Here is a 21,704-nt window from a genome sequence, read left to right on the forward strand (position 1 = left end):
CACGCTACCCCATGCCGGAGCGTCTGCCTAGCAAGCGCCCATTCCCAATTGCAGAGCGGCCAGCCCGACATGCTGCCAGGCCCACCAGAGCAATCCCAGCACCACCGCGCCCACCAGCAGTGCCATCAGCAAAGGCCATCGCCGACTCATGCCAGACTGCCCTGCGCCTGCAAGCGCGCCACCGGGCGCTCGCGCACCGGCCAGTTGAGCGCCGCCGCGAGCAGGCTCAGCAGGATCGAGACTTGCCAGATCAGGTCGTAGCTGCCGGTGCGGTCATACACCAGCCCGCCCAGCCAGCCACCGAGGAAGGCGCCCAACTGGTGAAACAGAAAGACGATGCCGCCCAGCATCGACAGGTTACGCACACCGAACAGTGTCGCAACCGTACCGTTGGTCAGCGGCACGGTCGACAGCCACAGCAAGCCCATCGCCACGCCGAACAGATACGCCGTGGTCTGGCTCAAGGGTATCCAGAGAAACAGCACGATCACCACCGCGCGCAACAGGTAAAGCACAGTCAGCAGCCGGGGTTTGGACATGCGCCCGCCCAGCCAGCCTGCGGTATAGGTGCCGAAGATATTGAACAGGCCAATCAGGGCCAGCACTGTAGTGCCAACCTTGGCGGGCAAGTGCTGATCCACCAGATAGGCCGGTAAGTGCACGCCAATGAAGACCACTTGAAAACCGCAGACAAAGAACCCCAGCGCCAACAGCCAGAACCCCGAATGCGAGCACGCCTCGCGCAGCGCCTCGCCGAGGGTCAGTTCGACGCCGGTGGATACACTCGGCGTATCCTTGAGCATGCCCACCAGAGGCAGGATCAACGCCACCATCACACCCAGCACCAGCAAGGCGCCGGACCAGCCCAGCCAACTGATCAAACCCAATGTACCGGGCAGCATGGCGAACTGACCGAATGAGCCGGCGGCGCTGGCGATCCCCATGCCCATACTGCGTTTTTCCGCAGGCAGCGCACGCCCCACGACCCCCAGGATGACCGAAAACGATGTGCCGGACAGACCGATACCGATCAGCAGACCGGCGCTCAATGAAAGGCTGAGGGAAGAATCGGCGGTACTCATACACAGCAGACCTGCTGCATACAGCACACCGCCGACGAAGACAACTTTCGCCGCCCCGAATCGATCTGCCAGCGCCCCGGCGAAGGGCTGCGCCAGGCCCCACATCAGATTCTGCAGGGCGATGGCAAAGGCAAAGACTTCACGCCCCCAGCCAAACTCGGCACTCATGGGTGCCAGAAACAGACCGAAGCCGTGCCGCGTACCCAGCGAAAGCGCAAGAATCAACGCACTGCCCAGCAGAACCCAGCCACTGGTACGCCAGATCGATGTCATGGTTAAGCTCCCTGCGCTTTGTGTTACATGGTTTGACCCGCAATTCGCGAAGCTACGCGCTGCCGGTAAAAGCTGTCAACAAAGCGTTGTGCAGGGTCTCAAAGCAGCGCCAGCGTCAGCAGCACCGCCAATTCCAGCAGCTCAAGCAATGCCCCGGCCGTATCGCCGGTGCAGCCGCCCAGACGGCGCATCATCAACTGCCGCAGCCAGAAGAAACAAACGGCGCAGACCAGCAATACAGCTACCCCTGACCAGCCGGCGAGCAGCACGCACACAATGGCAGTGGCGGCCAAAACCTTGCGTCCAGGGCCACGCGGCAGGTGATCGGCGAGCGCCTGCCCCAATCCCCCGGAACGCACATACGGCGTTCCCAGAAACAGCCCAAGCATGGCCGCGCGCCCGATCACCGGCGCCAACAGCAGCCAGACACTGGCATGGCTCTCGATCAGCGCCAGAATCGCAGCAAACTTGAGCAGCAGCACCAGGACCAGTGTGACCACGGCGATAGGCCCGCTGCGTGGGTCCTTCATGATCTTCAAGGTGCGTTCACGGTCACCGAAGCCGCCCAGCCAGGCGTCAGCACTGTCGGCCAGACCGTCCAGATGCAGGCCGCCGCTTAGCAATACCCAGGCACTGAGTACCAGCGCGGCGTGCAGAATGAGCGGCGTACCACTGAGCAAGGTGTTGAAGCCCAGCAGCAGCGTGCCGAACACCGCCCCGACCAACGGGTAGTACAGCAAGGAGCGTCCTAGCTCTTCAGGGCGCGGCATGCCGGGCAGTCTGATCGGCAGGCTGCCGAGAAATTGCAGGGCGATCCAGAACGGCAGCATCTCAGATCTCCGTGAGTACGCGATCAGCAGCGACCTGAATCGACAACAGCGCGCCATGCCCGACCACTACCTGCAACAGTTGCTCACGCGGCAAACCACGCGCCTGCGCCACCAGCAAGCGCATGACACCGCCATGACTGACCAGCAACACGCGCTCACCGGCGTAAGCCTGATGCAGACGCTCAATGGCACTCAATACCCGGCTCGAGAAATCCAGCACCGGCTCGCCGTTGGGGGGGGTGAACGCGTAGGGGTCCGCCCAGAACAGACCCAGGCCCTGCGCATCGGTTTCCATGAGTTGCGCAGGGCTGTGCCCTTCCCAGTCGCCGAAATGCAGCTCCTGCAAACCTGGCTCCAGGTGCAGAGGCAACGACAAGCGCTGCGCCAGCTCTTCGGAGAAACGTGCGCAACGTTGCAGCGGCGAGCTGACAATCCGCGTCCAAGGGCCGCAATCGACCACCGCCGCACGCATCTGCTGCCAGCCAGACTCGGTCAGCGCGTCGTCGAGACTGCCGCGCAGGCCGCCGCCCAGTTCGGTTTCGCCGTGCCGCAACAGGTCCAGGTGCAAGGTCATGCGGGGCGATCCGCCACAGCCGCTTCGGCAAACGTCGCCATGCCGCTGTGCAGCTCGCACGCCAGGCGTACCAGCGGCACAGCCAGTGCGGCACCGCTGCCCTCGCCCAGACGCAAACCGAGGTCCAGCAGCGGTTCGGCCTGCAGCGTTTCCAGCAGATGCCGGTGGCCCGGTTCGGCGCCCCGATGACCGAACAACAGCCAGTTGCGGCAGGAGGGATTCAGGCGCACCGCTACCAGCGCGGCCACGCTGCAAATGAAACCGTCGACCAGTACCGCAATACCTTCCTGCGCGCAGGCCAGGTACGCACCGGTCAGCGCGGCGATTTCGAAGCCGCCCATGCAGAACAGGCTGTTCAACGGGTCTCCCGCCTGATCGACGTGCAATGCCAGTGCGCGCTCGATGACATGAGTCTTGTGCTGAATGCCCTCGGCGTTCAGCCCGGTACCGGGTCCGACCAGCAACGGCGCAGCGCACTCCAGCAACGAGCAGGCGACTGCGCTGGCGGCTGTGGTGTTGCCGATGCCCATCTCGCCGCCGATGAACAGTTCAGTGCCGACAGCCTTGGCGCGCAATACGCTGTCACGCCCGGCCTGCAGGGCAGCGAGCCCCTGCTCGACACTCATGGCCGGCCCATAGGCAAAATTAGCGGTGCCCGCGCCAATGCGCAGATGGCGCACCCCGGGCAAATCCATTGGCGACACAGTGCCCAGATCGACCACGTCCAGTTGCGCGGAGAGCTGACGCGCCAGCACGCTGATCGCGGCGCCGCCGTTGACGAAGTTGTGCAGCATCTGCCCGGTGACTTCCTGTGGATACGCCGACACACCTTCAGCGACGACACCATGATCAGCGGCAAAAATCGCGATCCACAGTTGATCGGCGGCCGGACGCTCACGCCCTTGCAAACCGGCCAGCTGTACCGCCAGGCGCTCCAGTTGCGCCAGCGAACCGGCGGGTTTGGTCAGTTGCTGCTGACGGGCCAGTGCCGCCTCGCGCATCGGTACATCAATGGCCTGTGCAGGCTTGAGCCACCAGGAATTACTCATAGCGCGGTTCCTTTCAACGTCAGGGGCAAGCCGGCAACGGTCAACACGACACGCTGGCAACGCTCGGCCAGCGCCTGATGCAACAGGCCGGCTTCATCGACATAGCGACGGGTCAGTTCGCCGAGCGGCACGACGCCAAGCCCGGTTTCGTTGCTGACAAAAATGATTTCACCCGGCAGCCCGGCAAGGCTGTCGAGCAGGGATTCACGTTCTTGAAGCAGGCGCTCGGGGTTGTCGAGCATCAGCAGATTGGTCAGCCAGAGGGTCAGGCAATCGACTAGCAGGCAGCAATCGGGCGCCGCATTTTCGCGCAGCACCCGCGCCAGCTCGATCGGCTCTTCGACCAACCCCCAGTGCTCGGGACGGCGTGCGCGATGGCTCGCAACACGCTGATTCATTTCGCCGTCCAGAGGCTGACTGGTGGCGATGTAGGTCACCTTCAGCGTGCTGTCGGCGGCCAGTTTTTCCGCCAGGCGACTCTTGCCGGAACGCGCGCCGCCGAGGATCAATTGCAGCATTCAGTTCGCCTCCAGGCCACACAGTTCGCGAAGCAATGGGCCGTCCAGGTGTTTTTCCACCAGGTCCGCCAGACGTTCGATGTCGCGCTCGCGCAGGGCGTGATAGTCGACGGACTGCACGTTCGCCAACCCCGCCCAGCGCAGTAACGCGCTACAGGCCGCAGGTGATTCGAACAGGCCGTGCAGGTAAGTCCCGAGCACCTGCCCGTCGACACTCTGCGCGCCATCGCAACGCCCGTCGTCCAGTTGCACGGCAGCCTGCTCCAGCGCCGGCCCTGTCGTTACCCCGGCATGAATTTCGTAGCCGCTGACCTCGGCGTCTTCCAGGGTCAGACGACCGCGCACATTGCGCAGTTGCTTTTCCGCTTCCAGCACCGTGCTCATTGCCAGTAGGCCAAACCCGGCGCTGGACCCGGCTGCGCCTTCCAGCCCGAGAGGATCGTGCACCTGCTCACCGAGCATTTGCAGGCCGCCGCAGATCCCCATCAGCTTGCCGCCATAACGCAAATGCCGCTCGATGGCGGTGTCCCAGCCATTGTTGCGCAGGTAGTTCAGATCACTGCGCACGCTTTTCGAGCCGGGCAGAATGATCAGGTCCGCAGGAGGAATCGCCTGGCCGGGACCGATGAACTGCAGATTGACCTGAGGGTGCAGGCGCAGCGGGTCGAAATCAGTGTGATTACTGATGCGAGGCAGCACCGGGACCACCACGTTCAGCACATGCTCGACCTTGTCGGTCTGGCGCTGGTCCAGGCCGTCTTCGGCTTCGAGGTGCAGGTCCATCACGTAGGGCAGCACGCCAACCACCGGCTTGCCGGTGCGTGCTTCCAGCCAGTCCAGACCCGGCTGCAACAAGGCGATGTCACCGCGAAAACGGTTGATGATGAAACCCTTGACCCGCGCCTGCTCACTGGGCGACAGCAGCTCGAGGGTGCCGACCAGATGGGCAAACACCCCGCCACGATTGATATCGGCAATCAGCAGCACCGGGCAGTCGACCGCCTCGGCAAAGCCCATGTTGGCGATATCGTTGGCGCGCAGGTTGATCTCGGCCGGAGAACCCGCGCCCTCGACCACGATCACCGGGTAGCTTTCACCCAGGCGCCGATGGGATTCCAGCACCGCCTGCATGGCGATCTCTTTGTAGCCGTGATAAGCCACCGCGTTCATGGTGGTCACTGCACGGCCGTGAATGATCACCTGCGCGCCCGTGTCACTGTTGGGCTTGAGCAGCACCGGGTTCATGTCGGTGTGCGGTTCGAGGTAGCACGCCTGCGCCTGCACGGCCTGCGCGCGGCCGATCTCGCCGCCGTCTGCAGTCACCGCGCTGTTGAGCGCCATGTTCTGCGGCTTGAACGGCACGACCCTGACGCCCTGACGAGTCAGCCAGCGGCACAGGGCCGTCACCAGAGTGCTTTTGCCGGCATCGGAGGTGGTGCCTTGTACCATCAGCGTGCTCATGGGTATTCCTTGCGGTATTCAAGCAGAACATCGTGCAGCCGCAGCCAGTCGGCCTCGTCGCGGGGCAGACCGAAACGCAGACTGGACGACTCGGAGGTGTCACCCTTGAACAGACGCAGCAGCACGCCGCGCCGCGCACAAAACTCATAGAGCGTCTGCGCCTCAGGGGTCACCAGCCATTGGAACAGCGCACAGCCGCCTTGCGGGGTCAGAGCGTAGCGGTCGAGCAACGCCACCAGCCGGTCGCGGGCCTGGTCACAGCGCTCACGTTGACGCGCCTGCCCCTGCTGATCACTGAGGCACACCTGACCGATGATCCGGGTTGGCCCACTGACCGACCAGGGGCCGATTTCCTGCGCCAGCATCCTCAACAGCACCGGCTCGGCCATGACAAAACCGAGCCTCACGCCAGCCAGGCCGAAAAACTTGCCGAACGAACGCAGGACGATCAGCCCGCTGCGCCCCGTTTCGGCCGCCAGGCTCATGCCCGGCGTGTTATCCATGAACGCTTCATCGACGACCAGCCAGCCACCGCGCTCGGCCAGTCGTGCATGCCACTCCAGCAAGCGCTCGGCGCTCAGGTGCAGACCGGTCGGGTTGTTGGGGTTGACCACTACCAGTATGTCCAGGCTGTCGAGGAAGTAGTCGACCTCCTGCTCACCCACCTCACGGACCACGAAACCGTTCTTGCGCCAGGCATGCGCGTGCTCTGCGTAGCAGGGCGACAGAACGCCAACTCGCCCCCCGCTGCGCACCCGCGGCAGTGCCTGAATCGCGGCCTGCGAACCAGACACCGGCAATAACCGGGACACACCGTAATACGCGCAGGCCGCCGCTTCCAGACCATCGTCGGTCTCGGGCAACCGCGCCCAGGCACGCGTCGGAATCTCCGGGATGGGCCACGACCAGGGCGCGATCCCAGTGGACAGGTCCAGCCAGTCGGCTAGCTGAATACCGTAATGCTGCGCCGCCGCGCGCAACCGCCCGCCGTGCTCAAGCATAAAATTCAGCCGCCACGCAGATGACCAGCAGCCATAACCAGACGCCGCGCTGCACCAGTTGCCAGCCGCGATCGATCGAGTCCGCGTCGGCAGGCGCACCCTCACCCAGTTGCGGACGCTGATGCAACTCGCCGTGGTAGATCGCCGCGCCACCCAGTTCGACACCCAGCGCGCCTGCGCCAGCGGCCATCACCGGACCGGCATTCGGACTGTCCCAGGCCGGAGCCTGTGTGCGCCAGCAACGCAGCGCCAGTCGGGTCTTGCCCAACAAGGCGTAAGTCAATGCCACAAGACGTGCGGGAATATAGTTGAGCAGATCGTCGATCTTCGCCGCAGCCCAGCCAAAACGCTCAAAGCGCTCGTTGCGATAGCCCCACATGGCGTCCAGCGTATTGCTCAGCCGGTACAGCACCACGCCGGGCGCACCGGCCACGACAAACCAGAATAACGCTGCGAACACCGCATCGCTACCGTTCTCCAGCACCGACTCGGTGGCTGCGCGGGCGACTTCGGTAGCGTCCAGCTCAGTGGTCTGGCGACTGACCAGATAACCGACCCGCTGACGTGCTTCAACCAGATCATCACTGCGCAGCGCTTGCGCCACCGGCTGAACGTGCTCGCCCAGACTGCGCATGCCCAGCGCGCCATACAGCGCCAGAATCTCGAACAGCCAGCCCACGCCAGGCAACCAGCTCAGCAGCGTGGCCAGCAGCGTCAGCGGCACAACGGTGATGACCCAGGCGGTAACGCCGTGACTGCGCCAGCCACGGCCGCCACTGTTGAAACGCTGCTCGACCCGATTGGCGAAGTTGCCGAACGCCACCAGCGGATGCCATCGTTTTGGCTCACCGAGCAGCGCATCCAGCGCGACCCCGGCGACGCTCAACAGCGCCACACTCATTGATTCACTCCCCATTGATTCTCGTACAGCAGCTCGTGCAGCGGACGCGCCTGCGCCCAGCCTTCCATCACCAGCATTGGCGCAGGATAGAATTCCTTGACCGGCCCCAGGCAAATGATCGCCAGCGGCTTCGCGCCGTCAGGCATGCCCAGCAGTTCGGCCAATGCCTCGGGGTCGAACAGCGACACCCAGCCCATGCCCAGGCCTTCTGCACGCGATGCCAGCCACAGGTTCTGGATCGCGCAGGACAGCGATGCCATGTCCATTTCGGGCAAGGTGCGACGCCCGAAAATGTGTTGCTCACGCCCTTCCATCAGCGCGGCGACCAGCACTTCTGCGCAGTCGTTGATGCCTTCGACCTTGAGCTTCATGAACTCGTCGGTTCGCTCCCCCAGCGCCTCGGCGGTACGAACACGCTCCTCCTCTACCTGCGCCTGCATCCTGCCGCGCAATAGCGGATCGCTGATGCGGATGAAGCGCCACGGCTGCATCAGCCCGACGCTGGGAGCCTGATGCGCAGCTTCGAGCACGCGCGCCAATAGCTCGGGCGCGACCGCACCACCGATGAAGTGGCGCATGTCGCGACGTTCGGCGATAGCGCGGTACACCGCAGCCCGCTCTTCGGGGCTGAACGCTTGCTCGGTCATGGTTTGAACAGCGCCGCAATCGCCCGGGGGCAGGAAGGAAAATAGAAATGCACGTAGGACGCGGTCAGACGACCCAAACGATAGACCGCTTCTGCGCCGCGCCCGCCATTGGGGCTGACGCCACGCGCAATCGGCTGCAGCTCGGTGCTGGTCAGCGAGTGGTGATAGGTATGGCCGTGCAGCGTGCCCTCGGGCAGCTCGACGGCCTGCAAGGCCAGCGCCGCCAGACGCTTCTGCATGACCGCTTCACCGGACAGCAAGCCGACCAGTTCGGCGCGCACGCCCTCGACATCGGTCAGGGCTTCGAGCAAATAGAGCATGCCGCCGCACTCGGCAAGAATCGGCTTGCCGGCAATATGGTGAGCCCTGATCGAAGCCTGCATTGTGCCATTGGCGGCCAACGCCACGTGGTGCAGCTCCGGGTAGCCACCGGGCAGGTACAGGCTGTCGGCCTCGGGAAGCTCGCGATCATGGACCGGCGAGAAGAAACTCAGCTCGGCGCCCATGTTCCTCAGCAGTTCCAGGCTCGCGCCATACAGAAAGGCAAAGGCTTCATCGCGTGCGATGGCAATGCGTACGCCGCGCAGCAGCGGTTCGACATGAACCGGGTCGGGCGCGGTAAAGGTCACGGCCGGCGGCAAAGCCACTTCACAGGTGCTGGCCAGCGCCGCAGCAGCCATGTCCAGACGCACGTCCAGATCATTGAGCTCACTGGCCTGGACCAACCCCAGATGACGGCTGGGCAATTCGAAGCCGACTTCCCGGGACAGTGCGCCGTACCAGCGCAGGCCTTCGGTCAGGCTGTTCTCCAGCAACTGCGCATGGCGTACCGTGCCGACGCGATTGGCCAGCACGCCGGCGAACGGCAGATCAGGCTGATAGCGCGCCAGGCCCAGCGCCAGTGCGCCAAACGTCTGCGCCATGGCCGTGCCGTCGATCACACCGAGTACCGGCACGCCAAAATGCCGGGACAGGTCGGCGCTCGACGGCGTGCCGTCGAACAGCCCCATGACCCCTTCGATCAGAATCAGGTCCGCCTCGTCAGCCGCCTCCCACAACAGGCGACGGCTTTCATCGGCACCGACCATCCACATGTCCAGTTGATAGACCGGCGCACCACTGGCCCGCTCAAGAATCATCGGGTCAAGAAAGTCCGGGCCGCACTTGAACACCCGGACCTTGCGCCCCTGGTTGCGGTGCAAGCGTGCCAGTGCAGCGGTCACCGTGGTTTTGCCTTGCCCGGAGGCAGGCGCAGCGATCAATACCGCCGGACAATCACGCGGGGCTCTCATTGCAATGCGCTCAATGATGAAGGGTTCACAGCTCGATACCTTTCTGCGCACGAATACCGGCCTGAAACGCGTGCTTGACCACGCCGATCTCGGAAACGGTATCGGCCAGGTCGATCAATTCGGCTTTGGCACCGCGGCCAGTCACCAATACATGCTGCATCGGCGGACGTGCCTGCAGGTCGCTGAGCACTTGTTCAAGGTCGAGGTAGCCATGTTTGAGGGCGATGTTCAGTTCGTCGAGCACCACCAGACCAATGGCCGGATCGCGAAGCATTTCCTGAGACACGGCCCAGGCGGCTTCGGCGGCGGCGATGTCGCGCTGGCGATCCTGGGTTTCCCAGGTGAAGCCCTCACCCATTACGTGATAGCGCACCTGCTCGGGGAAACGGCGGAAAAACATTTCTTCGCCCGTGCTGTTGCGGCCCTTGATGAACTGCACCACACCACACTGCATGTCGTGGCCCATGGCGCGGGCGAGCATGCCGAATGCCGAGCTGCTCTTGCCCTTGCCATTGCCGGTCAATACCAGCAGCAGGCCGCACTCGTTGGGCGAGCTGGCGATACGCTCGTCCATGACGGCTTTCTTGCGCTGCATGCGCGCCAGATGGCGTTCGTCGCGTTCGGGGGATTCGTTCATCTGGGTTCTCCGCTCGGGGCAGGCGACAACAGACGGAAGGACAGCACTGGACAGCACGGCAACGCCCTGCACAGAACATCACCCTCCGTGATGTCATTGAGTGATTCAGGCCGGTCTCCGGGCTCATGAGCGGGTCACCCCGGCTGCGCGCCTTCCCATGTCGAAACACAGTGGCGTCAGGCACAGCCTTGACTCATTTACCGTTGCGGGGGCAGCGCCGGGATCGGATCTGTCGACCCACACCGGCTTCCCTGTTTCACTCTGCCAATCGGGGATTGCAGAGCACCTGAAACAAACCGCGAAGGGTAGAGGGTTGGACCGGGAGCGTCAATCGACACCGTCGCCGCGGAACGTGATTGAACCTAGCGGGTTGGCGGTGCCTCTATCAGTTACTGGACCATGCCCTTGTTAATGGAGATCGACAATGTTCAAACTCAGCCCCCACTACGCAGTGTTGCTTCTGGTCGCCGGCGGCCTCGCTGCCTGCGGCGAGTCTTCGAGACTGCAAGTCTCGGATGGAACAGGCCCCTCGCCCAAGCTGCCGGAGCCCAACAAGACGCTGATCCCGACCGTCAACATCGCCCCTGCCGTAGGCTGGGAAAAAGGCGCCAAGCCGGTCGCCGCGCCGGGCACACAAGTGGCTGCGTTCGCCGAAAACCTCGACCACCCGCGCTGGCTGTATGTGTTGCCCAACGGTGACGTGCTGGTCGCAGAAACCAATTCGCCCGCCAAACCGGATGACTCCAAAGGCATTCGCGGCTGGGTGATGGAAAAAGTCATGGGCCGCGCCGGTGCCGGTGTGCCCAGCGCCAACCGCATCACGTTGCTGCGCGACGTAGACAAGGACGGTGTGGCAGAGACGCGCACGGTTTTCCTGCAAAACCTCAATTCGCCGTTCGGCATGACCCTGGTGGGCAACAAGCTGTATGTCGCCGATACCGATCGCCTGATCAGCTTCCCGTATGAATCAGGGCAGACCTCGATCAGCGCGCAGGCGACCAAGGTGGTCGACCTGCCGGGCGGCACGCTCAATCACCACTGGACCAAGAATGTCATCGCCAGCAAGGATGGCAGCAAGCTGTACGTGACCGTGGGCTCCAACAGCAACGTGGCCGAAAACGGCATGGACAAGGAAGAGGGTCGTGCGGCGATCTGGGAAGTGGACGCGGCCACCGGCAACCACCGGATCTTCGCGTCGGGCCTGCGCAACCCCAACGGCATGGATTGGGAGCCGAAGACCGGCAAACTGTGGACGGCGGTCAACGAGCGCGACGAGATCGGCAGCGATCTGGTGCCTGACTACGTCACCTCGGTGCAGGACGGCGCATTCTACGGCTGGCCTTACAGCTACTACGGCCAGCATGTCGACGAGCGCGTCAAGCCGCAGAACCCGGCACTGGTCGCCAAGGCGATTGCCCCGGATTACGCAGTCGGTCCGCACACCGCTTCGCTGGGCCTGGTGTTCGCTGACGGCAAGACACTGGCTGCACCGTTCAACGAAGGCCTGTTCATTGGCCAGCACGGCTCATGGAACCGCAAACCGCACAGCGGCTATAAGGTGGTGTTCATTCCATTCAGTGGCGGCAAACCCAACGGCACACCGGTCGATGTGTTGACCGGCTTCCTCAACAAGGATGAAAAAGCCATGGGCCGTCCGGTTGGCGTGGTCAATGACCAGCGCGGCGGTTTGCTGGTGGCCGACGATGTCGGCAACAAGATCTGGCGCGTGACATCAACCAAGACTGCTCAGTAACGCCGAGCGGTGATTCCTGTGGGAGCGAGCTTGCTCGCGAAGAGGCCGACACAGCTACGGCGATCCCCAGCGTGCCACGCTCCAGCGTGGACACGCCTTTCTGGACGCTCTGCGTCCGATCCTGAGGCTGGAGCTGGGGGGAGCCGCTGATCAGCGGTTCCTGCCTAAGGCCGATTCTGCGCCAGACTGGACGGCTGAATCACGCGCTTGGCGTTGAGGTAGGCTCTCTGCCAGTAAGGCTTGTCGAGGCTGTCGAGCTTGACCGTGCCACCGGTGGCCGGCGCATGCACGAAGCGGCCTTCGCCCACGTAAATCCCCGCATGCGACACCTGCGAACCACCTGACGTGGCAAAGAACACCAGATCACCTGACTGCAGTTGCTCGCGGCGAATATTCGGTGCGCCCATCACGATCATCTCGCGCGTGGAACGTGGCAGGGAAATGCCAGCCGCGTCACGATAGACATAACCTATAAGACCGCTGCAATCGAAACCGGAGTCAGGCGTGTTGCCGCCCCAGCGATAAGGCGTGCCAACCAGCCCCAACGCACGAAACAGCACGTCTTCGGCAGCTGGAGAAAGAATCTGGGGAGGAGCAGTGACCACCGGACGCTGAACGATCCGGGGCGCTTTGGGCGGGGGCGGCGCGCTGGCGCAGGCACCGAGCAACGCAGCAACAGAAATGACTAACAGGCGCAACGCAATCGACATAACCACAACAACCTATCCGGATGCGGCTTACGCTGCCGAGAAGCTCAAAAACGCAGAAAGACCCGAAGGTCTTGTACTGCGCGTTCTATTTATTTACGCCGCTTGGGCGCGGTCTTGACTGTAGTCGAAGTCATCGCCGTTGTCTGCGTTACTTCAGGTGTCGATTTTACTGCAACAGTACCCGGGGCCATCGCCAGCGGCCGCTTGGCCTCGATGAAGGTCTTGCTCCAGTAGGCGTCATCGAGGCTGTCGATGCGCACACCGCCGCTGCGGCGACTGCTGGAGTGGATGAACTGCCGATTACCGGCGTAGATCGCTGCGTGGCTGACCTGACCGCGACCGCGAGTACTGAAGAACAGCACATCGCCCGGCTGAAGCTTGTTGCGCGCCACCAGAGGTGCGTTGACGTTGATCATTTCACGCGTGGAACGTGGCAGGCTCATGCCGGCCTCTTCGCGAAACAGATAACCGATGAAGCCGCTGCAATCGAAACCCGAAGAAGTCGACGTGCCGCCGAACTTGTAGCGTGTGCCGATCAGCGACTTGCCACGCTCCAGGATGCTGTCGGCCAGGGCCGGCAGTTGGTAAGACTTGTTATCAGCGAACTGGGCCAGTTCGTCTTCGGTAGCGAGCTCGTCCTGCAGGACTGCCGCGTCGGCGCGACGGGCTGCGGACTGGGCATTGGCATTGATCGCGCTCTGATAGCGTGGAACTGGCTGGGCCTGTTCCTGCTGTGCGACCGGCATATTGGCCGAGCAACCGAAGAGAAATGTAACGAGTGCGAGAGGCACGAGGGGTGCGAAGCGAACAACTTGCATGGGCACAACCGTGGCTGACTAGTTAAGATGGCGAGACTATGCCTTTTATGAAGGTGATTTGCAAATTCAATCGAACTAGATGTGACTTATGAGTTCGGCCATGACATGTGCCGCGCGGTACGGCAAAAAGACGTCCATCTGCGCGCTGTGGTCCGTCGGCTGCGGATTGATTTCTGCGGTAAAACCCCCGGAAACCCTGGTGCGAATGACCGGTTCGTGAATGTAGGGGAAGCTTGCGGTGGTGCCGATACTCAGCACTGCGTCATAGCCTTTAGCCAGCTGTTCATACAGTGTTTCCAGGGCTTTTTCGGGAAGCATTTCCTGAAAAAGAACGACGGACGGTCGCAAAATGCCACTACATGCCGGGCATAAGGGGGGCAAAGGGCGCTGCAAGTGCTCACTCAATTGCGAATCCTCAGCACCGCAGGATTGGCAAAACAGTGGCGAGAGTTGCCCGTGAATTTCGATCAGGCGCTCCGGCGGACTGCCCGCCGCACGGTGATAACCGTCGACGTTCTGGGTCAGCACCCAGCACTCGGGTTTGATGCGTTGCAACTGGGCGATGGCGTAATGCGCGATATTCGGTTCGCCACCCAGACACGCCCTGCCCAGTTCAGCGATGTACTTCCAGCACAGCTCGGGGTCACGGCGCAGCATGGGCCCGGACAGGGCCATTTCGATAGGCAGGCCATCATCGGTCTTGCCATTGTAAAGCCCGCCCACACCACGGTAGGTCGGCAACCCCGAATCGGCAGACAAACCCGCCCCGGTGATCACCAGAATCCGTTGTGCATGGCGCAAGGCAGCCGCCGTCTGCATCAACAGCGCCTGATCTACCACCCGAGGGTCTCTTTAAGGAAGGGAATGGTCAGCTTGCGCTTTTCCTGGAGTGACGCCTGATCGAGGCGCTCGAGCAATTCGAACAGCGCGCTCATGCTGCGTGTACCACGCGTCAGGATGAAATGCCCGACATCGTCGGTCAGGTGCAGACCACGCCGAGAGGCACGCAGTTGCAAGGCGCGCAGCTTGTCCTCGTCGGACAGACCGCGCATCTGGAACACCAATGCCATGGTCAGGCGCGATTTCAGGTCGGGAAGCTTTACCGGCAATTCGCGGGGCGATTTGGACGCGGCAATCAGCAGACGACGCCCGCTGTCACGCAGACGATTGAACAGATGAAACAGCGCTTCTTCCCAGTCGGGCTTGCCGACGATCGCCTGCAGATCGTCCAGACACACCAGCTCGTACTGCTCCAGATGATCGAACAGCTCGATGCCTTCATCTATGACTTCGGCCAGCGGCAGATACACTGCAGGCTCGCCCAACTGCTCGAAACGCAGGCAGGCAGCCTGCAGCAGGTGCGTGCGCCCTACTCCGTCCTTACCCCACAGATAGATGAGGCTTTCGGTCCAGCCAGCGTCGGCTTCGCACAGCCGCTCGACATAGCCGAGTGCAGCGGCGTTGGCGCCTGGATAGTAATTGACGAAAGTGGCGTCATCACGCAGACGCACACTCAGGGGCAGCTGAATCGGTTTCATGCTGACTAACGGCTCATGCAAACCGTCAAGGGCCTCTGTGTAAAGAGCGCAAAGTTTATACCCGTGACGCTGGTCGCACAATGCGACAGACCTCAAGCAAAATCAAAGGTTTGCGTCAGGGAGAGTAAAGCGCCGTCCAGGCGCTGTACGAAAAGTCGGCGAGCGAAGGTCAGGCAAGGCAAAAACAGGCGAGGAACGGCCGGGGTCGCGCTCGACTCTACGTGTTGTAAATGAGCATTCCGATTGGACTCGCATCCGAGCCTGTTTTTAACGAAGCATCACCGAGCGCAGCCACTTTTCGTACAGAGCCCAGGACAGGGCGTTTGCAGGGGGCATGCACTCAAGGCATGAGCCTCTTCACCGGGCGGCGAAGAGGCTTGCATCGATATTACAGCTCCGGATCTTCCGCGCCTGCGTAGATTTCCGAGTCCTTGTACAGATCATGCATGTGGCGCACCAGCACCATGATCACCGCCGCCACCGGCAGGGCCAGCAGAATGCCGGTGAAGCCGAACAGCTCGCCACCCGCCAGAATCGCGAAGATGACGGCGACCGGGTGCAGGCCGATGCGATCACCGACCAGCAACGGCGTCAGCACCATCCCCTCGAGGGCCTGACCGATCATGAACACCGCCACAATCCCCATCATCGGGTACAGGTCACCGCCAAACTGGAACAGCCCGGCCACCAGCGCCGAACCGATACCGATCACGAACCCCATATAAGGCACGATGGCCGCCAGACCGGCAATCACGCCGATCAGCAGGCCCAGCTCCAGCCCGACCAGCATCAGACCGGCCGCATAGATCACGCCAAGGCCGACCATCACCAGCAACTGACCGCGTATGAACGCGCCCAGCACTTCGTGGCACTCGCCCGCCAGCTTGACGATTTGCCCTTCACGCTGACGCGGCAGCAGGCCACGGATCTTGCCGGTCATGATGTCCCAGTCACGCAGCAGGTAGAAACACACCACGGGGATCAGCACCAGATTGGTCAGCCAGCCGATCAGCGCCAGGCTGGACGCCGTAGCCTGGGACAGCACAATAGAGACGATGTCCCCGGCCTGGCCCATATGCTCGGAGATGGCTGCCTTGATCTTGTCGAACTTCCAGAACCCGTCTGCCAGCCCGAACTTGGCCTGGACCCACGGCAACGCCGAGTGCTGCAGCCAGTCAAGAATCTGCGGCGCCAGCTCGTAAAGACGGAACAACTGCTTGGCGAGCATCGGCACCAGAACCAGCAGCAACGCCATCAGCACCAGCGTGAACAACCCGAACACGACCACAACGCTCAGGGTTCTGGACAGTCCGGCGCGCTCCAGACGGTCCACCAGCGGATCACCCATGTAGGCCAGCAGTAACGCCACCAGAAAAGGAGTGAGGATCGTGTGCAACAGCACCACGAATGCAACCAGCAAGGCCAGGCCGCCGATCCAGAACCAACGCCGCGTATCAGTCATCAACATCCCTCAAGCCAGTGGAAAAGCGTTCTTGCCGGGTTACCAGCGGAAATAGAGCTGTGGCGCAGACGCCGGAACAATCATCGGTGCGGGCGCAGGTGCCGGAACAGCAGCAGCTCCATTGGCTGGCGCAACCGGCGCAGTCGCATCGACAGGCGCAGCAGGCGACGTTGCGGTAGCGGCTGCTTCGGCTGCGGGCACTTCCTGCAATTTGGCCAGCGACAACTGCGAGCGTAGCTGATCGGTGCTGCCACTGACCTCAAACACCACTTTATCGCCTTCGACAGAACTCAGACGCACGCCGAACGGTTCGAGTAACTGAAGCAGTTGCGCATAGCGCTCGAGTGTCATGCCTTGGACCTGGATCAGCATGCCGGTCGACGCACCGGGCTTGGCGACGAAGCGCGGAGCCAGACGCTCGCTGACCGACAGCAGCACCGCATCGACCAAGGCTTCGGATGTGGCACCGGTTGCGGTGCCCTGTTCGCGCTGATCACCCAGCCACAAGCGCCATTTGCCCTGCCACTGACCGCCATCTTCCCGGGCGTGCACGGCCAGTATCGCGTCAGCGCCATAGCGCTCGGAGGCTTCCTTGAGCGGCGCAGGGTCAGTGCCCTCCAGGGTTTTCGCATTACCGATACCCTGCTCGCTCAAATCAGCCAGCGGCAGACGCAGCGGCAGTCCGCGGTGCTGAGCGGCCTGGCGCAAGGGTTCGGCAGCGGCCTGACCGTCGCCGACCAGATTCGAGCCTTCCACCGAGTCATTCAGCCACCAGCCGAGAATCGACGGGCGATTGCTGCCCCAGATCGGCAGCCCCGCATCGTGCAAGGCACGGTCGGTGGTGGCCGGATCGAAGTCGACCAGCAGGGTTTCCGGCGGGCCGGCCTCGTAGCCGTACTGGCTGATGATCTGCTGCGGGTCCTTGCGCAGTGCGGCGATGGCCGAGCCCTGCACGGCCTTGGCGTCGCCGGTCAGGCGCAGCACCAGGGTTTCGACGGCGGCCTGCGTGGCCCGCGTGCGCTCATCGGGCGACTGGCCATTGACCGGCTCGCGAACCTGATAAAGGTTGCTGACCGTTTCGGCAAGGCTGGGAAGGCTGATCAGGGATAGACAGCCGACTAGAAGAATTCTGGAAAAACGCATGGACAGTTCCCGAACGGAAAAAAGTAAAAAGAAGCGGTTTCAGCAGGTGTACCAGTCTGGGACAGACGTGAGCCACCTATCATTCAGTTCGCGCATAAAGTACACCCTAAACGTCCAGGGTCGCACTGACAGGCCACCTGCTTGAGGTTAATTTGGTGCAACACCGCCCTGTTGTCGGCGCAAGGATGGCCCCTGATGAGCAAGCCTGATAAAATCGCGCGCCTTCGCAGACCGGCAATCGCCATGGCCCCAACATTACCACCGCATGACAGCGCGGTGCTGAACGGGTCCTAACGCAGCGGTCGATACCTCCGAATCCCCCCTAAAGGCCTGGATTTTCTATGAGCAAGCAACCCTCCCTGAGCTATAAAGACGCCGGTGTAGACATCGACGCCGGTGAAGCATTGGTCGAACGCATCAAGAGCGTCGCCAAGCGCACCAAGCGTCCGGAAGTCATGGGCGGCCTGGGAGGCTTCGGCGCCCTCTGCGAAATCCCGGCCGGCTACAAGCAACCGGTTCTGGTTTCCGGCACCGACGGTGTGGGCACCAAGCTGCGTCTGGCGCTGAACCTGAACAAGCACGACACCATCGGCATCGACCTGGTCGCCATGTGCGTCAATGACCTGGTGGTCTGCGGCGCAGAGCCACTGTTCTTCCTCGATTACTACGCCACCGGCAAGCTGAACGTCGACACCGCCGCTCAGGTCGTCACCGGCATCGGCGCCGGCTGCGAACTGGCCGGCTGCTCGCTGGTCGGCGGCGAAACCGCTGAAATGCCGGGCATGTACGAAGGCGAAGACTACGACCTGGCAGGCTTCTGCGTCGGCGTCGTGGAAAAGGCCGAGATCATCGACGGCTCGAAAGTCGCTGCCGGTGACGCCCTGCTCGCCCTGCCATCGTCCGGCCCGCACTCCAACGGCTACTCGCTGATCCGCAAGATCATCGAAGTGGCAGGCGCCGATATCGAAAACATCCAGCTGGACGGCAAGCCACTGACCGAACTGCTGATGGCGCCGACCCGCATCTACGTGAAGCCGCTGCTCAAGCTGATCAAGGAAACCGGCGCAGTCAAGGCCATGGCCCACATCACCGGTGGCGGCCTGCTCGACAACATTCCACGCGTACTGCCGGAAGGCGCTCAGGCCGTGGTCGACGTCGCCAGCTGGCAGCGTCCGGCCGTGTTCGACTGGCTGCAGCAGCAAGGCAACGTTGCGGAAAACGAGATGCACCGCGTGCTGAACTGCGGCGTGGGCATGGTGATCTGCGTCGCTCAGGAGCACGTCGAAGCAGCACTGAAGGTGCTGCGTGAAGCTGGCGAGCAGCCTTGGGTGATCGGCCAGATCGCCACCGCTGCCGAAGGCGCAGCACAGGTCGAGCTGAAAAACCTCAAGGCGCATTGATGCCAGCCATCTGCGAAGTCGTGGTGCTGTTGTCCGGCACCGGCGGCAACCTGCAAGCGATGATCGACAGCTTCAAGGACGGGGCCAGCCCCGTCCGCATCCGCGCGGTGATTTCCAACCGCGCAGATGCATTCGGCCTGCAACGTGCACGGGACGCAGGCATCGAAACCTGCGTACTGGATCACACCGCATACGAGGGCCGTGAAGCCTTCGATGCAGCGCTGATCGAACGGATCGACGCCTTCCAGCCACAGTTGGTCGTATTGGCCGGGTTCATGCGCATTCTCAGCGCAGGATTCGTTCGCCACTACCATGGCCGCCTGCTGAATATTCACCCTTCCCTGCTGCCGCGTTACAAAGGCTTGCACACGCACAAGCGTGCGCTGGAGGCCGGCGACACCGAGCATGGTTGCAGCGTGCATTTCGTTACCGAGGAACTCGATGGCGGCCCACTGGTCGTACAGGCTGTTATTTCGGTACAGTTGCACGACACGCCCGCAACGCTCGCGCAACGGGTCCATGTTCAAGAGCACCGTATTTACCCACTGGCCATTCGCTGGTTTGCCGAAGGCCGACTGAGCCTTGGTGAACAAGGTGCGTTACTCGATAGCCAGTTACTCCCGGCCAGCGGCCATCTGATTCGACATTAGGAGATACTATGCGTCGCGCTCTGCTCTTCGCTTTCGCTCTGCTCGCCTTGCCTGCCGTACAGGCCGCAGACCTTCAACCCTTCTCCGCCAGCTACACCGCCGACTGGAAACAGCTGCCCATGAGTGGCACGGCCGAACGCAGCCTGGAAGCCGGCGCCAATGGCACCTGGACCCTGAGCTTCAAGGCCTCGATGATGATCGCTAGCCTGACTGAAGTCAGCACCCTGAAGGTCGACAAGGACACCCTGCTGCCGCAGACCTACAACTTCGAGCGCAGTGGCCTGGGTAAATCCAAGAAGGTCGATCTGGCGTTCGACTGGAACACCAAGTTCGTCACCGGCACCGACCGTGGCGATGCGATCAAGCTGCCGCTCAACCGTGGCATCCTCGACAAGTCCACCTATCAGCTGGCGTTGCAACACGACATCGCTGAGGGCAAGAAGAGCATGAGCTATCAGGTTGTCGACGGTGATGAAGTAGACACCTACGACTTCCGCGTGCTGGGTTCGGAAAAAGTCACCACCAAGACCGGCCAGGTCGATGCGATCAAGGTCGAGCGCGTGCGCGACCCGACGCAAAGCAAGCGCACCACTGTGCTGTGGTTCGCCAAGGACTGGGATTACCTGCTGGTCCGCCTGCAACAGGTCGAAACCGACGGCAAGGAATACAACATCGTCTTGCTGGACGGCACCGTCAACGGCAAGGCCGTCAAAGGCAGCTGATTGCCCTGGCAGCACGCACCACAGAGCCCCGCTTTTTAGCGGGGCTTTTTATTGGCTGAAGGCATGCGACGCAGAGCGCCGCACGATAGTCGCGCCTGCACCGCCCCCTTCGTGAGCAAGCTCACTCCCACGCCCTTCGGGCAGAAGCGCGGAGCATCGGCACGATGTTGCGATGATCGTTCCTCACCCTCCAGCGTAGGAATGCAGTTCTCGACGCTCTGCGTCGTCAAGAGGACGCAGAGCGCCGCACGATAGTCGCGCCTGCACCTGCCCTTCGTGAGCAAGCTCACTCCCACGCCCTTCGGGCAGAAGCGCGGAGCATCGGGCACGATAGTTGAGATGATCGTTCCTCACGCTCCAGCGTGGGAATGCAGTTCTCGACGCTCTGCGTCGTCAATAGGACGCGAAGCGTCCAGAAAGGCATGCGACGCGGAGCGCCGCACGATAGTCGCGCCAGCACCTGCCCTTCGTGAGCAAGCTCACTCCCACGCCCTTCGGGCAGAAGCGCGGAGCATCGGCACGATGTTGCGATGATCGTTCCTCACGCTCCAGCGTGGGAATGCAGTTCTCGACGCTCTGCGTCGTCAAGAGGACGTGGAGCGTCCAGAAAGGCATGCGACGCAGAGCGCCGCAAGATAGTCGGGCCTGCACCTGCCCTTCGTGAGCAAGCTCACTCCCACGCCCTACAGACAGAAGCGCGGAGCATCGGCACGATGTTGCGATGATCGTTCCTCACGCTCCAGCGTGGGAATGCAGTTCTCGACGCTCTGCGTCGCCAAGAGGGCGCGGAGCGTCTGGAACGGCGTTTACACGCGCATTCGGACAGGCTAGAAGCACATGAAACATCCTTCATTTTGCCACCACTGCGCTGTAAGCCACGTCATGTAAGGGCTGCAGAGGATCGATGAGTTTATGACCACCGGGGAACCTGAACAGGCTATTTACTTAGGCAGCTAACAAATCCTATAAAAGAGTCCTGCGACACATCGCCGCAGTATCCAGAGGCCTAACCATTCAGGCCATCAAAGTCAGGAGCTTACTACTATGACTGTCAGAGTTACTGAACGCGACGACGCCCACCTCTCTCACGAAGCCGTTGCCGACGGCATCCAGATCTGGGACGTGCACCAACAGGACCAACTGGTAGGCATGTTCCACGTTGAGTCCGATGCCCTTCGCTATAAGGAAGAGCTGGAAGCGCTGGAAAGCCAGGGCAACCACTGAACAAATCCAAGAACAGGAA

23 protein-coding genes and 1 riboswitch are annotated in these 21,704 nt (G+C 62.3%); of the genes, 5 read left to right on the forward strand and 18 right to left on the reverse strand.

Going from position 1 to position 21,704, the window contains the following annotated elements; genetic code table 11:
* Positions 1 to 27: 27 nt before the first annotated feature.
* The 12 genes from PI739_RS11465 to cobO all read right to left on the reverse strand — a co-directional run bounded on the left by PI739_RS11465 (position 28) and on the right by cobO (position 10,265).
* Positions 28 to 150 (reverse strand): hypothetical protein, encoded by a 123-nt coding sequence (locus PI739_RS11465; RefSeq protein WP_003369667.1) that lies wholly within the window; start codon positions 148 to 150, stop codon positions 28 to 30.
* Positions 147 to 1,355 (reverse strand): MFS transporter, encoded by a 1,209-nt coding sequence (locus PI739_RS11470; RefSeq protein WP_003434384.1) that lies wholly within the window; start codon positions 1,353 to 1,355, stop codon positions 147 to 149. Before PI739_RS11470 ends, PI739_RS11465 begins: the two co-directional genes overlap by 4 nt.
* 98 nt (positions 1,356 to 1,453) lie before the next feature.
* The gene (locus PI739_RS11475) at positions 1,454 to 2,185 is read right to left on the reverse strand and encodes an adenosylcobinamide-GDP ribazoletransferase (protein WP_024661927.1); all 732 of its coding nucleotides are present in this window, start codon (positions 2,183 to 2,185) and stop codon (positions 1,454 to 1,456) included.
* A 1-nt stretch (position 2,186) separates the two neighbouring features.
* Positions 2,187 to 2,759, reverse strand: a complete 573-nt coding sequence (gene cobC / locus PI739_RS11480) for an alpha-ribazole phosphatase family protein (RefSeq protein ID WP_003369660.1) — start codon at positions 2,757 to 2,759, stop codon at positions 2,187 to 2,189.
* Complete coding sequence (cobT, locus tag PI739_RS11485; RefSeq protein ID WP_024661928.1) at positions 2,756 to 3,808, reverse strand: nicotinate-nucleotide--dimethylbenzimidazole phosphoribosyltransferase; 1,053 nt, start codon at positions 3,806 to 3,808, stop codon at positions 2,756 to 2,758. Before cobT ends, cobC begins: the two co-directional genes overlap by 4 nt.
* A complete protein-coding gene (gene cobU / locus PI739_RS11490) occupies positions 3,805 to 4,326 on the reverse strand; it encodes a bifunctional adenosylcobinamide kinase/adenosylcobinamide-phosphate guanylyltransferase (protein ID WP_003369657.1) in 522 nt (173 codons plus the stop codon). Before cobU ends, cobT begins: the two co-directional genes overlap by 4 nt.
* Positions 4,327 to 5,787, reverse strand: a complete 1,461-nt coding sequence (locus PI739_RS11495; RefSeq protein WP_024661929.1) for a cobyric acid synthase — start codon at positions 5,785 to 5,787, stop codon at positions 4,327 to 4,329.
* Positions 5,784 to 6,788, reverse strand: a complete 1,005-nt coding sequence (gene cobD, locus PI739_RS11500; RefSeq protein ID WP_024661930.1) for a threonine-phosphate decarboxylase CobD — start codon at positions 6,786 to 6,788, stop codon at positions 5,784 to 5,786. The genes PI739_RS11495 and cobD overlap by 4 nt, the downstream gene beginning before the upstream one ends.
* Positions 6,781 to 7,689 (reverse strand): adenosylcobinamide-phosphate synthase CbiB, encoded by a 909-nt coding sequence (gene cbiB / locus PI739_RS11505; RefSeq protein WP_003369648.1) that lies wholly within the window; start codon positions 7,687 to 7,689, stop codon positions 6,781 to 6,783. The genes cobD and cbiB overlap by 8 nt, the downstream gene beginning before the upstream one ends.
* The gene (gene bluB, locus PI739_RS11510) at positions 7,686 to 8,336 is read right to left on the reverse strand and encodes a 5,6-dimethylbenzimidazole synthase (RefSeq protein WP_024661931.1); all 651 of its coding nucleotides are present in this window, start codon (positions 8,334 to 8,336) and stop codon (positions 7,686 to 7,688) included. Before bluB ends, cbiB begins: the two co-directional genes overlap by 4 nt.
* Entirely contained in the window at positions 8,333 to 9,628 is a 1,296-nt protein-coding gene (locus PI739_RS11515) for a cobyrinic acid a,c-diamide synthase CobB (protein ID WP_003434375.1), read from the reverse strand. The genes bluB and PI739_RS11515 overlap by 4 nt, the downstream gene beginning before the upstream one ends.
* A gap of 25 nt (positions 9,629 to 9,653) precedes the next feature.
* Positions 9,654 to 10,265: a cob(I)yrinic acid a,c-diamide adenosyltransferase gene (gene cobO / locus PI739_RS11520; protein ID WP_003369640.1), complete on the reverse strand. Its 612-nt coding sequence runs from the start codon at positions 10,263 to 10,265 to the stop codon at positions 9,654 to 9,656.
* A gap of 91 nt (positions 10,266 to 10,356) precedes the next feature.
* Positions 10,357 to 10,570: riboswitch (cobalamin riboswitch) on the reverse strand.
* A gap of 119 nt (positions 10,571 to 10,689) precedes the next feature.
* Between cobO and PI739_RS11525 the strand changes: the two genes are divergently transcribed.
* Positions 10,690 to 12,018, forward strand: coding sequence for a PQQ-dependent sugar dehydrogenase (locus PI739_RS11525; protein ID WP_003369639.1), 1,329 nt, complete (start codon positions 10,690 to 10,692; stop codon positions 12,016 to 12,018).
* A 164-nt stretch (positions 12,019 to 12,182) separates the two neighbouring features.
* Here PI739_RS11525 and PI739_RS11530 read toward each other — a convergent pair whose 3' ends face one another.
* The 6 genes from PI739_RS11530 to PI739_RS11555 form a co-directional block, all read right to left on the reverse strand.
* Positions 12,183 to 12,728 carry a C40 family peptidase gene (locus PI739_RS11530; RefSeq protein ID WP_003369637.1) on the reverse strand — a complete coding sequence of 182 codons (546 nt, stop codon included), beginning with the start codon at positions 12,726 to 12,728 and terminating at the stop codon, positions 12,183 to 12,185.
* 89 nt (positions 12,729 to 12,817) lie between these two features.
* Positions 12,818 to 13,546, reverse strand: a complete 729-nt coding sequence (locus PI739_RS11535) for a C40 family peptidase (RefSeq protein WP_003369635.1) — start codon at positions 13,544 to 13,546, stop codon at positions 12,818 to 12,820.
* 75 nt (positions 13,547 to 13,621) lie between these two features.
* Positions 13,622 to 14,386, reverse strand: coding sequence for an NAD-dependent deacylase (locus PI739_RS11540; protein ID WP_003369633.1), 765 nt, complete (start codon positions 14,384 to 14,386; stop codon positions 13,622 to 13,624).
* Positions 14,380 to 15,084: a DnaA regulatory inactivator Hda gene (gene hda, locus PI739_RS11545; protein WP_003369632.1), complete on the reverse strand. Its 705-nt coding sequence runs from the start codon at positions 15,082 to 15,084 to the stop codon at positions 14,380 to 14,382. The genes PI739_RS11540 and hda overlap by 7 nt, the downstream gene beginning before the upstream one ends.
* 388 nt (positions 15,085 to 15,472) lie before the next feature.
* Positions 15,473 to 16,546 carry an AI-2E family transporter gene (locus PI739_RS11550; RefSeq protein WP_003434374.1) on the reverse strand — a complete coding sequence of 358 codons (1,074 nt, stop codon included), beginning with the start codon at positions 16,544 to 16,546 and terminating at the stop codon, positions 15,473 to 15,475.
* 39 nt (positions 16,547 to 16,585) lie between these two features.
* Positions 16,586 to 17,689 carry a DUF2066 domain-containing protein gene (locus PI739_RS11555; protein WP_122240676.1) on the reverse strand — a complete coding sequence of 368 codons (1,104 nt, stop codon included), beginning with the start codon at positions 17,687 to 17,689 and terminating at the stop codon, positions 16,586 to 16,588.
* Positions 17,690 to 18,030: 341 nt separating this feature from the next.
* Between PI739_RS11555 and purM the strand changes: the two genes are divergently transcribed.
* The 4 genes from purM (at position 18,031) to PI739_RS11575 (ending at position 21,685) form a co-directional block, all read left to right on the forward strand.
* Positions 18,031 to 19,089: a phosphoribosylformylglycinamidine cyclo-ligase gene (gene purM, locus PI739_RS11560; protein WP_003344863.1), complete on the forward strand. Its 1,059-nt coding sequence runs from the start codon at positions 18,031 to 18,033 to the stop codon at positions 19,087 to 19,089.
* Positions 19,089 to 19,739 (forward strand): phosphoribosylglycinamide formyltransferase, encoded by a 651-nt coding sequence (gene purN / locus PI739_RS11565; protein WP_003344861.1) that lies wholly within the window; start codon positions 19,089 to 19,091, stop codon positions 19,737 to 19,739. The genes purM and purN overlap by 1 nt, the downstream gene beginning before the upstream one ends.
* Positions 19,740 to 19,747: 8 nt before the next feature.
* The gene (locus tag PI739_RS11570; RefSeq protein WP_003369623.1) at positions 19,748 to 20,461 is read left to right on the forward strand and encodes a DUF3108 domain-containing protein; all 714 of its coding nucleotides are present in this window, start codon (positions 19,748 to 19,750) and stop codon (positions 20,459 to 20,461) included.
* A 1,044-nt stretch (positions 20,462 to 21,505) separates the two neighbouring features.
* Positions 21,506 to 21,685 (forward strand): hypothetical protein, encoded by a 180-nt coding sequence (locus PI739_RS11575; protein ID WP_002554613.1) that lies wholly within the window; start codon positions 21,506 to 21,508, stop codon positions 21,683 to 21,685.
* Positions 21,686 to 21,704 lie beyond the last annotated feature (19 nt).

This window comes from Pseudomonas cerasi (assembly GCF_027983475.1).
In the GTDB taxonomy this organism is placed as follows: domain Bacteria; phylum Pseudomonadota; class Gammaproteobacteria; order Pseudomonadales; family Pseudomonadaceae; genus Aquipseudomonas; species Aquipseudomonas cerasi.

What these genes read in the sequence shown, in the direction of transcription:
- PI739_RS11465 (WP_003369667.1), bottom strand. Translation starts at nt 150, where the DNA reads ATGAGTCGGCGATGGCCTTTGCTGATGGCACTGCTGGTGGGCGCGGTG.
- PI739_RS11470 (WP_003434384.1), bottom strand. Translation starts at nt 1,355, where the DNA reads ATGACATCGATCTGGCGTACCAGTGGCTGGGTTCTGCTGGGCAGTGCG.
- PI739_RS11475 (WP_024661927.1), bottom strand. Translation starts at nt 2,185, where the DNA reads ATGCTGCCGTTCTGGATCGCCCTGCAATTTCTCGGCAGCCTGCCGATC.
- cobC (WP_003369660.1), bottom strand. Translation starts at nt 2,759, where the DNA reads ATGACCTTGCACCTGGACCTGTTGCGGCACGGCGAAACCGAACTGGGC.
- cobT (WP_024661928.1), bottom strand. Translation starts at nt 3,808, where the DNA reads ATGAGTAATTCCTGGTGGCTCAAGCCTGCACAGGCCATTGATGTACCG.
- cobU (WP_003369657.1), bottom strand. Translation starts at nt 4,326, where the DNA reads ATGCTGCAATTGATCCTCGGCGGCGCGCGTTCCGGCAAGAGTCGCCTG.
- PI739_RS11495 (WP_024661929.1), bottom strand. Translation starts at nt 5,787, where the DNA reads ATGAGCACGCTGATGGTACAAGGCACCACCTCCGATGCCGGCAAAAGC.
- cobD (WP_024661930.1), bottom strand. Translation starts at nt 6,788, where the DNA reads ATGCTTGAGCACGGCGGGCGGTTGCGCGCGGCGGCGCAGCATTACGGT.
- cbiB (WP_003369648.1), bottom strand. Translation starts at nt 7,689, where the DNA reads ATGAGTGTGGCGCTGTTGAGCGTCGCCGGGGTCGCGCTGGATGCGCTG.
- bluB (WP_024661931.1), bottom strand. Translation starts at nt 8,336, where the DNA reads ATGACCGAGCAAGCGTTCAGCCCCGAAGAGCGGGCTGCGGTGTACCGC.
- PI739_RS11515 (WP_003434375.1), bottom strand. Translation starts at nt 9,628, where the DNA reads ATGAGAGCCCCGCGTGATTGTCCGGCGGTATTGATCGCTGCGCCTGCC.
- cobO (WP_003369640.1), bottom strand. Translation starts at nt 10,265, where the DNA reads ATGAACGAATCCCCCGAACGCGACGAACGCCATCTGGCGCGCATGCAG.
- PI739_RS11525 (WP_003369639.1), top strand. Translation starts at nt 10,690, where the DNA reads ATGTTCAAACTCAGCCCCCACTACGCAGTGTTGCTTCTGGTCGCCGGC.
- PI739_RS11530 (WP_003369637.1), bottom strand. Translation starts at nt 12,728, where the DNA reads ATGTCGATTGCGTTGCGCCTGTTAGTCATTTCTGTTGCTGCGTTGCTC.
- PI739_RS11535 (WP_003369635.1), bottom strand. Translation starts at nt 13,546, where the DNA reads ATGCAAGTTGTTCGCTTCGCACCCCTCGTGCCTCTCGCACTCGTTACA.
- hda (WP_003369632.1), bottom strand. Translation starts at nt 15,084, where the DNA reads ATGAAACCGATTCAGCTGCCCCTGAGTGTGCGTCTGCGTGATGACGCC.
- PI739_RS11550 (WP_003434374.1), bottom strand. Translation starts at nt 16,546, where the DNA reads ATGACTGATACGCGGCGTTGGTTCTGGATCGGCGGCCTGGCCTTGCTG.
- PI739_RS11555 (WP_122240676.1), bottom strand. Translation starts at nt 17,689, where the DNA reads ATGCGTTTTTCCAGAATTCTTCTAGTCGGCTGTCTATCCCTGATCAGC.
- purM (WP_003344863.1), top strand. Translation starts at nt 18,031, where the DNA reads ATGAGCAAGCAACCCTCCCTGAGCTATAAAGACGCCGGTGTAGACATC.
- purN (WP_003344861.1), top strand. Translation starts at nt 19,089, where the DNA reads ATGCCAGCCATCTGCGAAGTCGTGGTGCTGTTGTCCGGCACCGGCGGC.
- PI739_RS11570 (WP_003369623.1), top strand. Translation starts at nt 19,748, where the DNA reads ATGCGTCGCGCTCTGCTCTTCGCTTTCGCTCTGCTCGCCTTGCCTGCC.
- PI739_RS11575 (WP_002554613.1), top strand. Translation starts at nt 21,506, where the DNA reads ATGACTGTCAGAGTTACTGAACGCGACGACGCCCACCTCTCTCACGAA.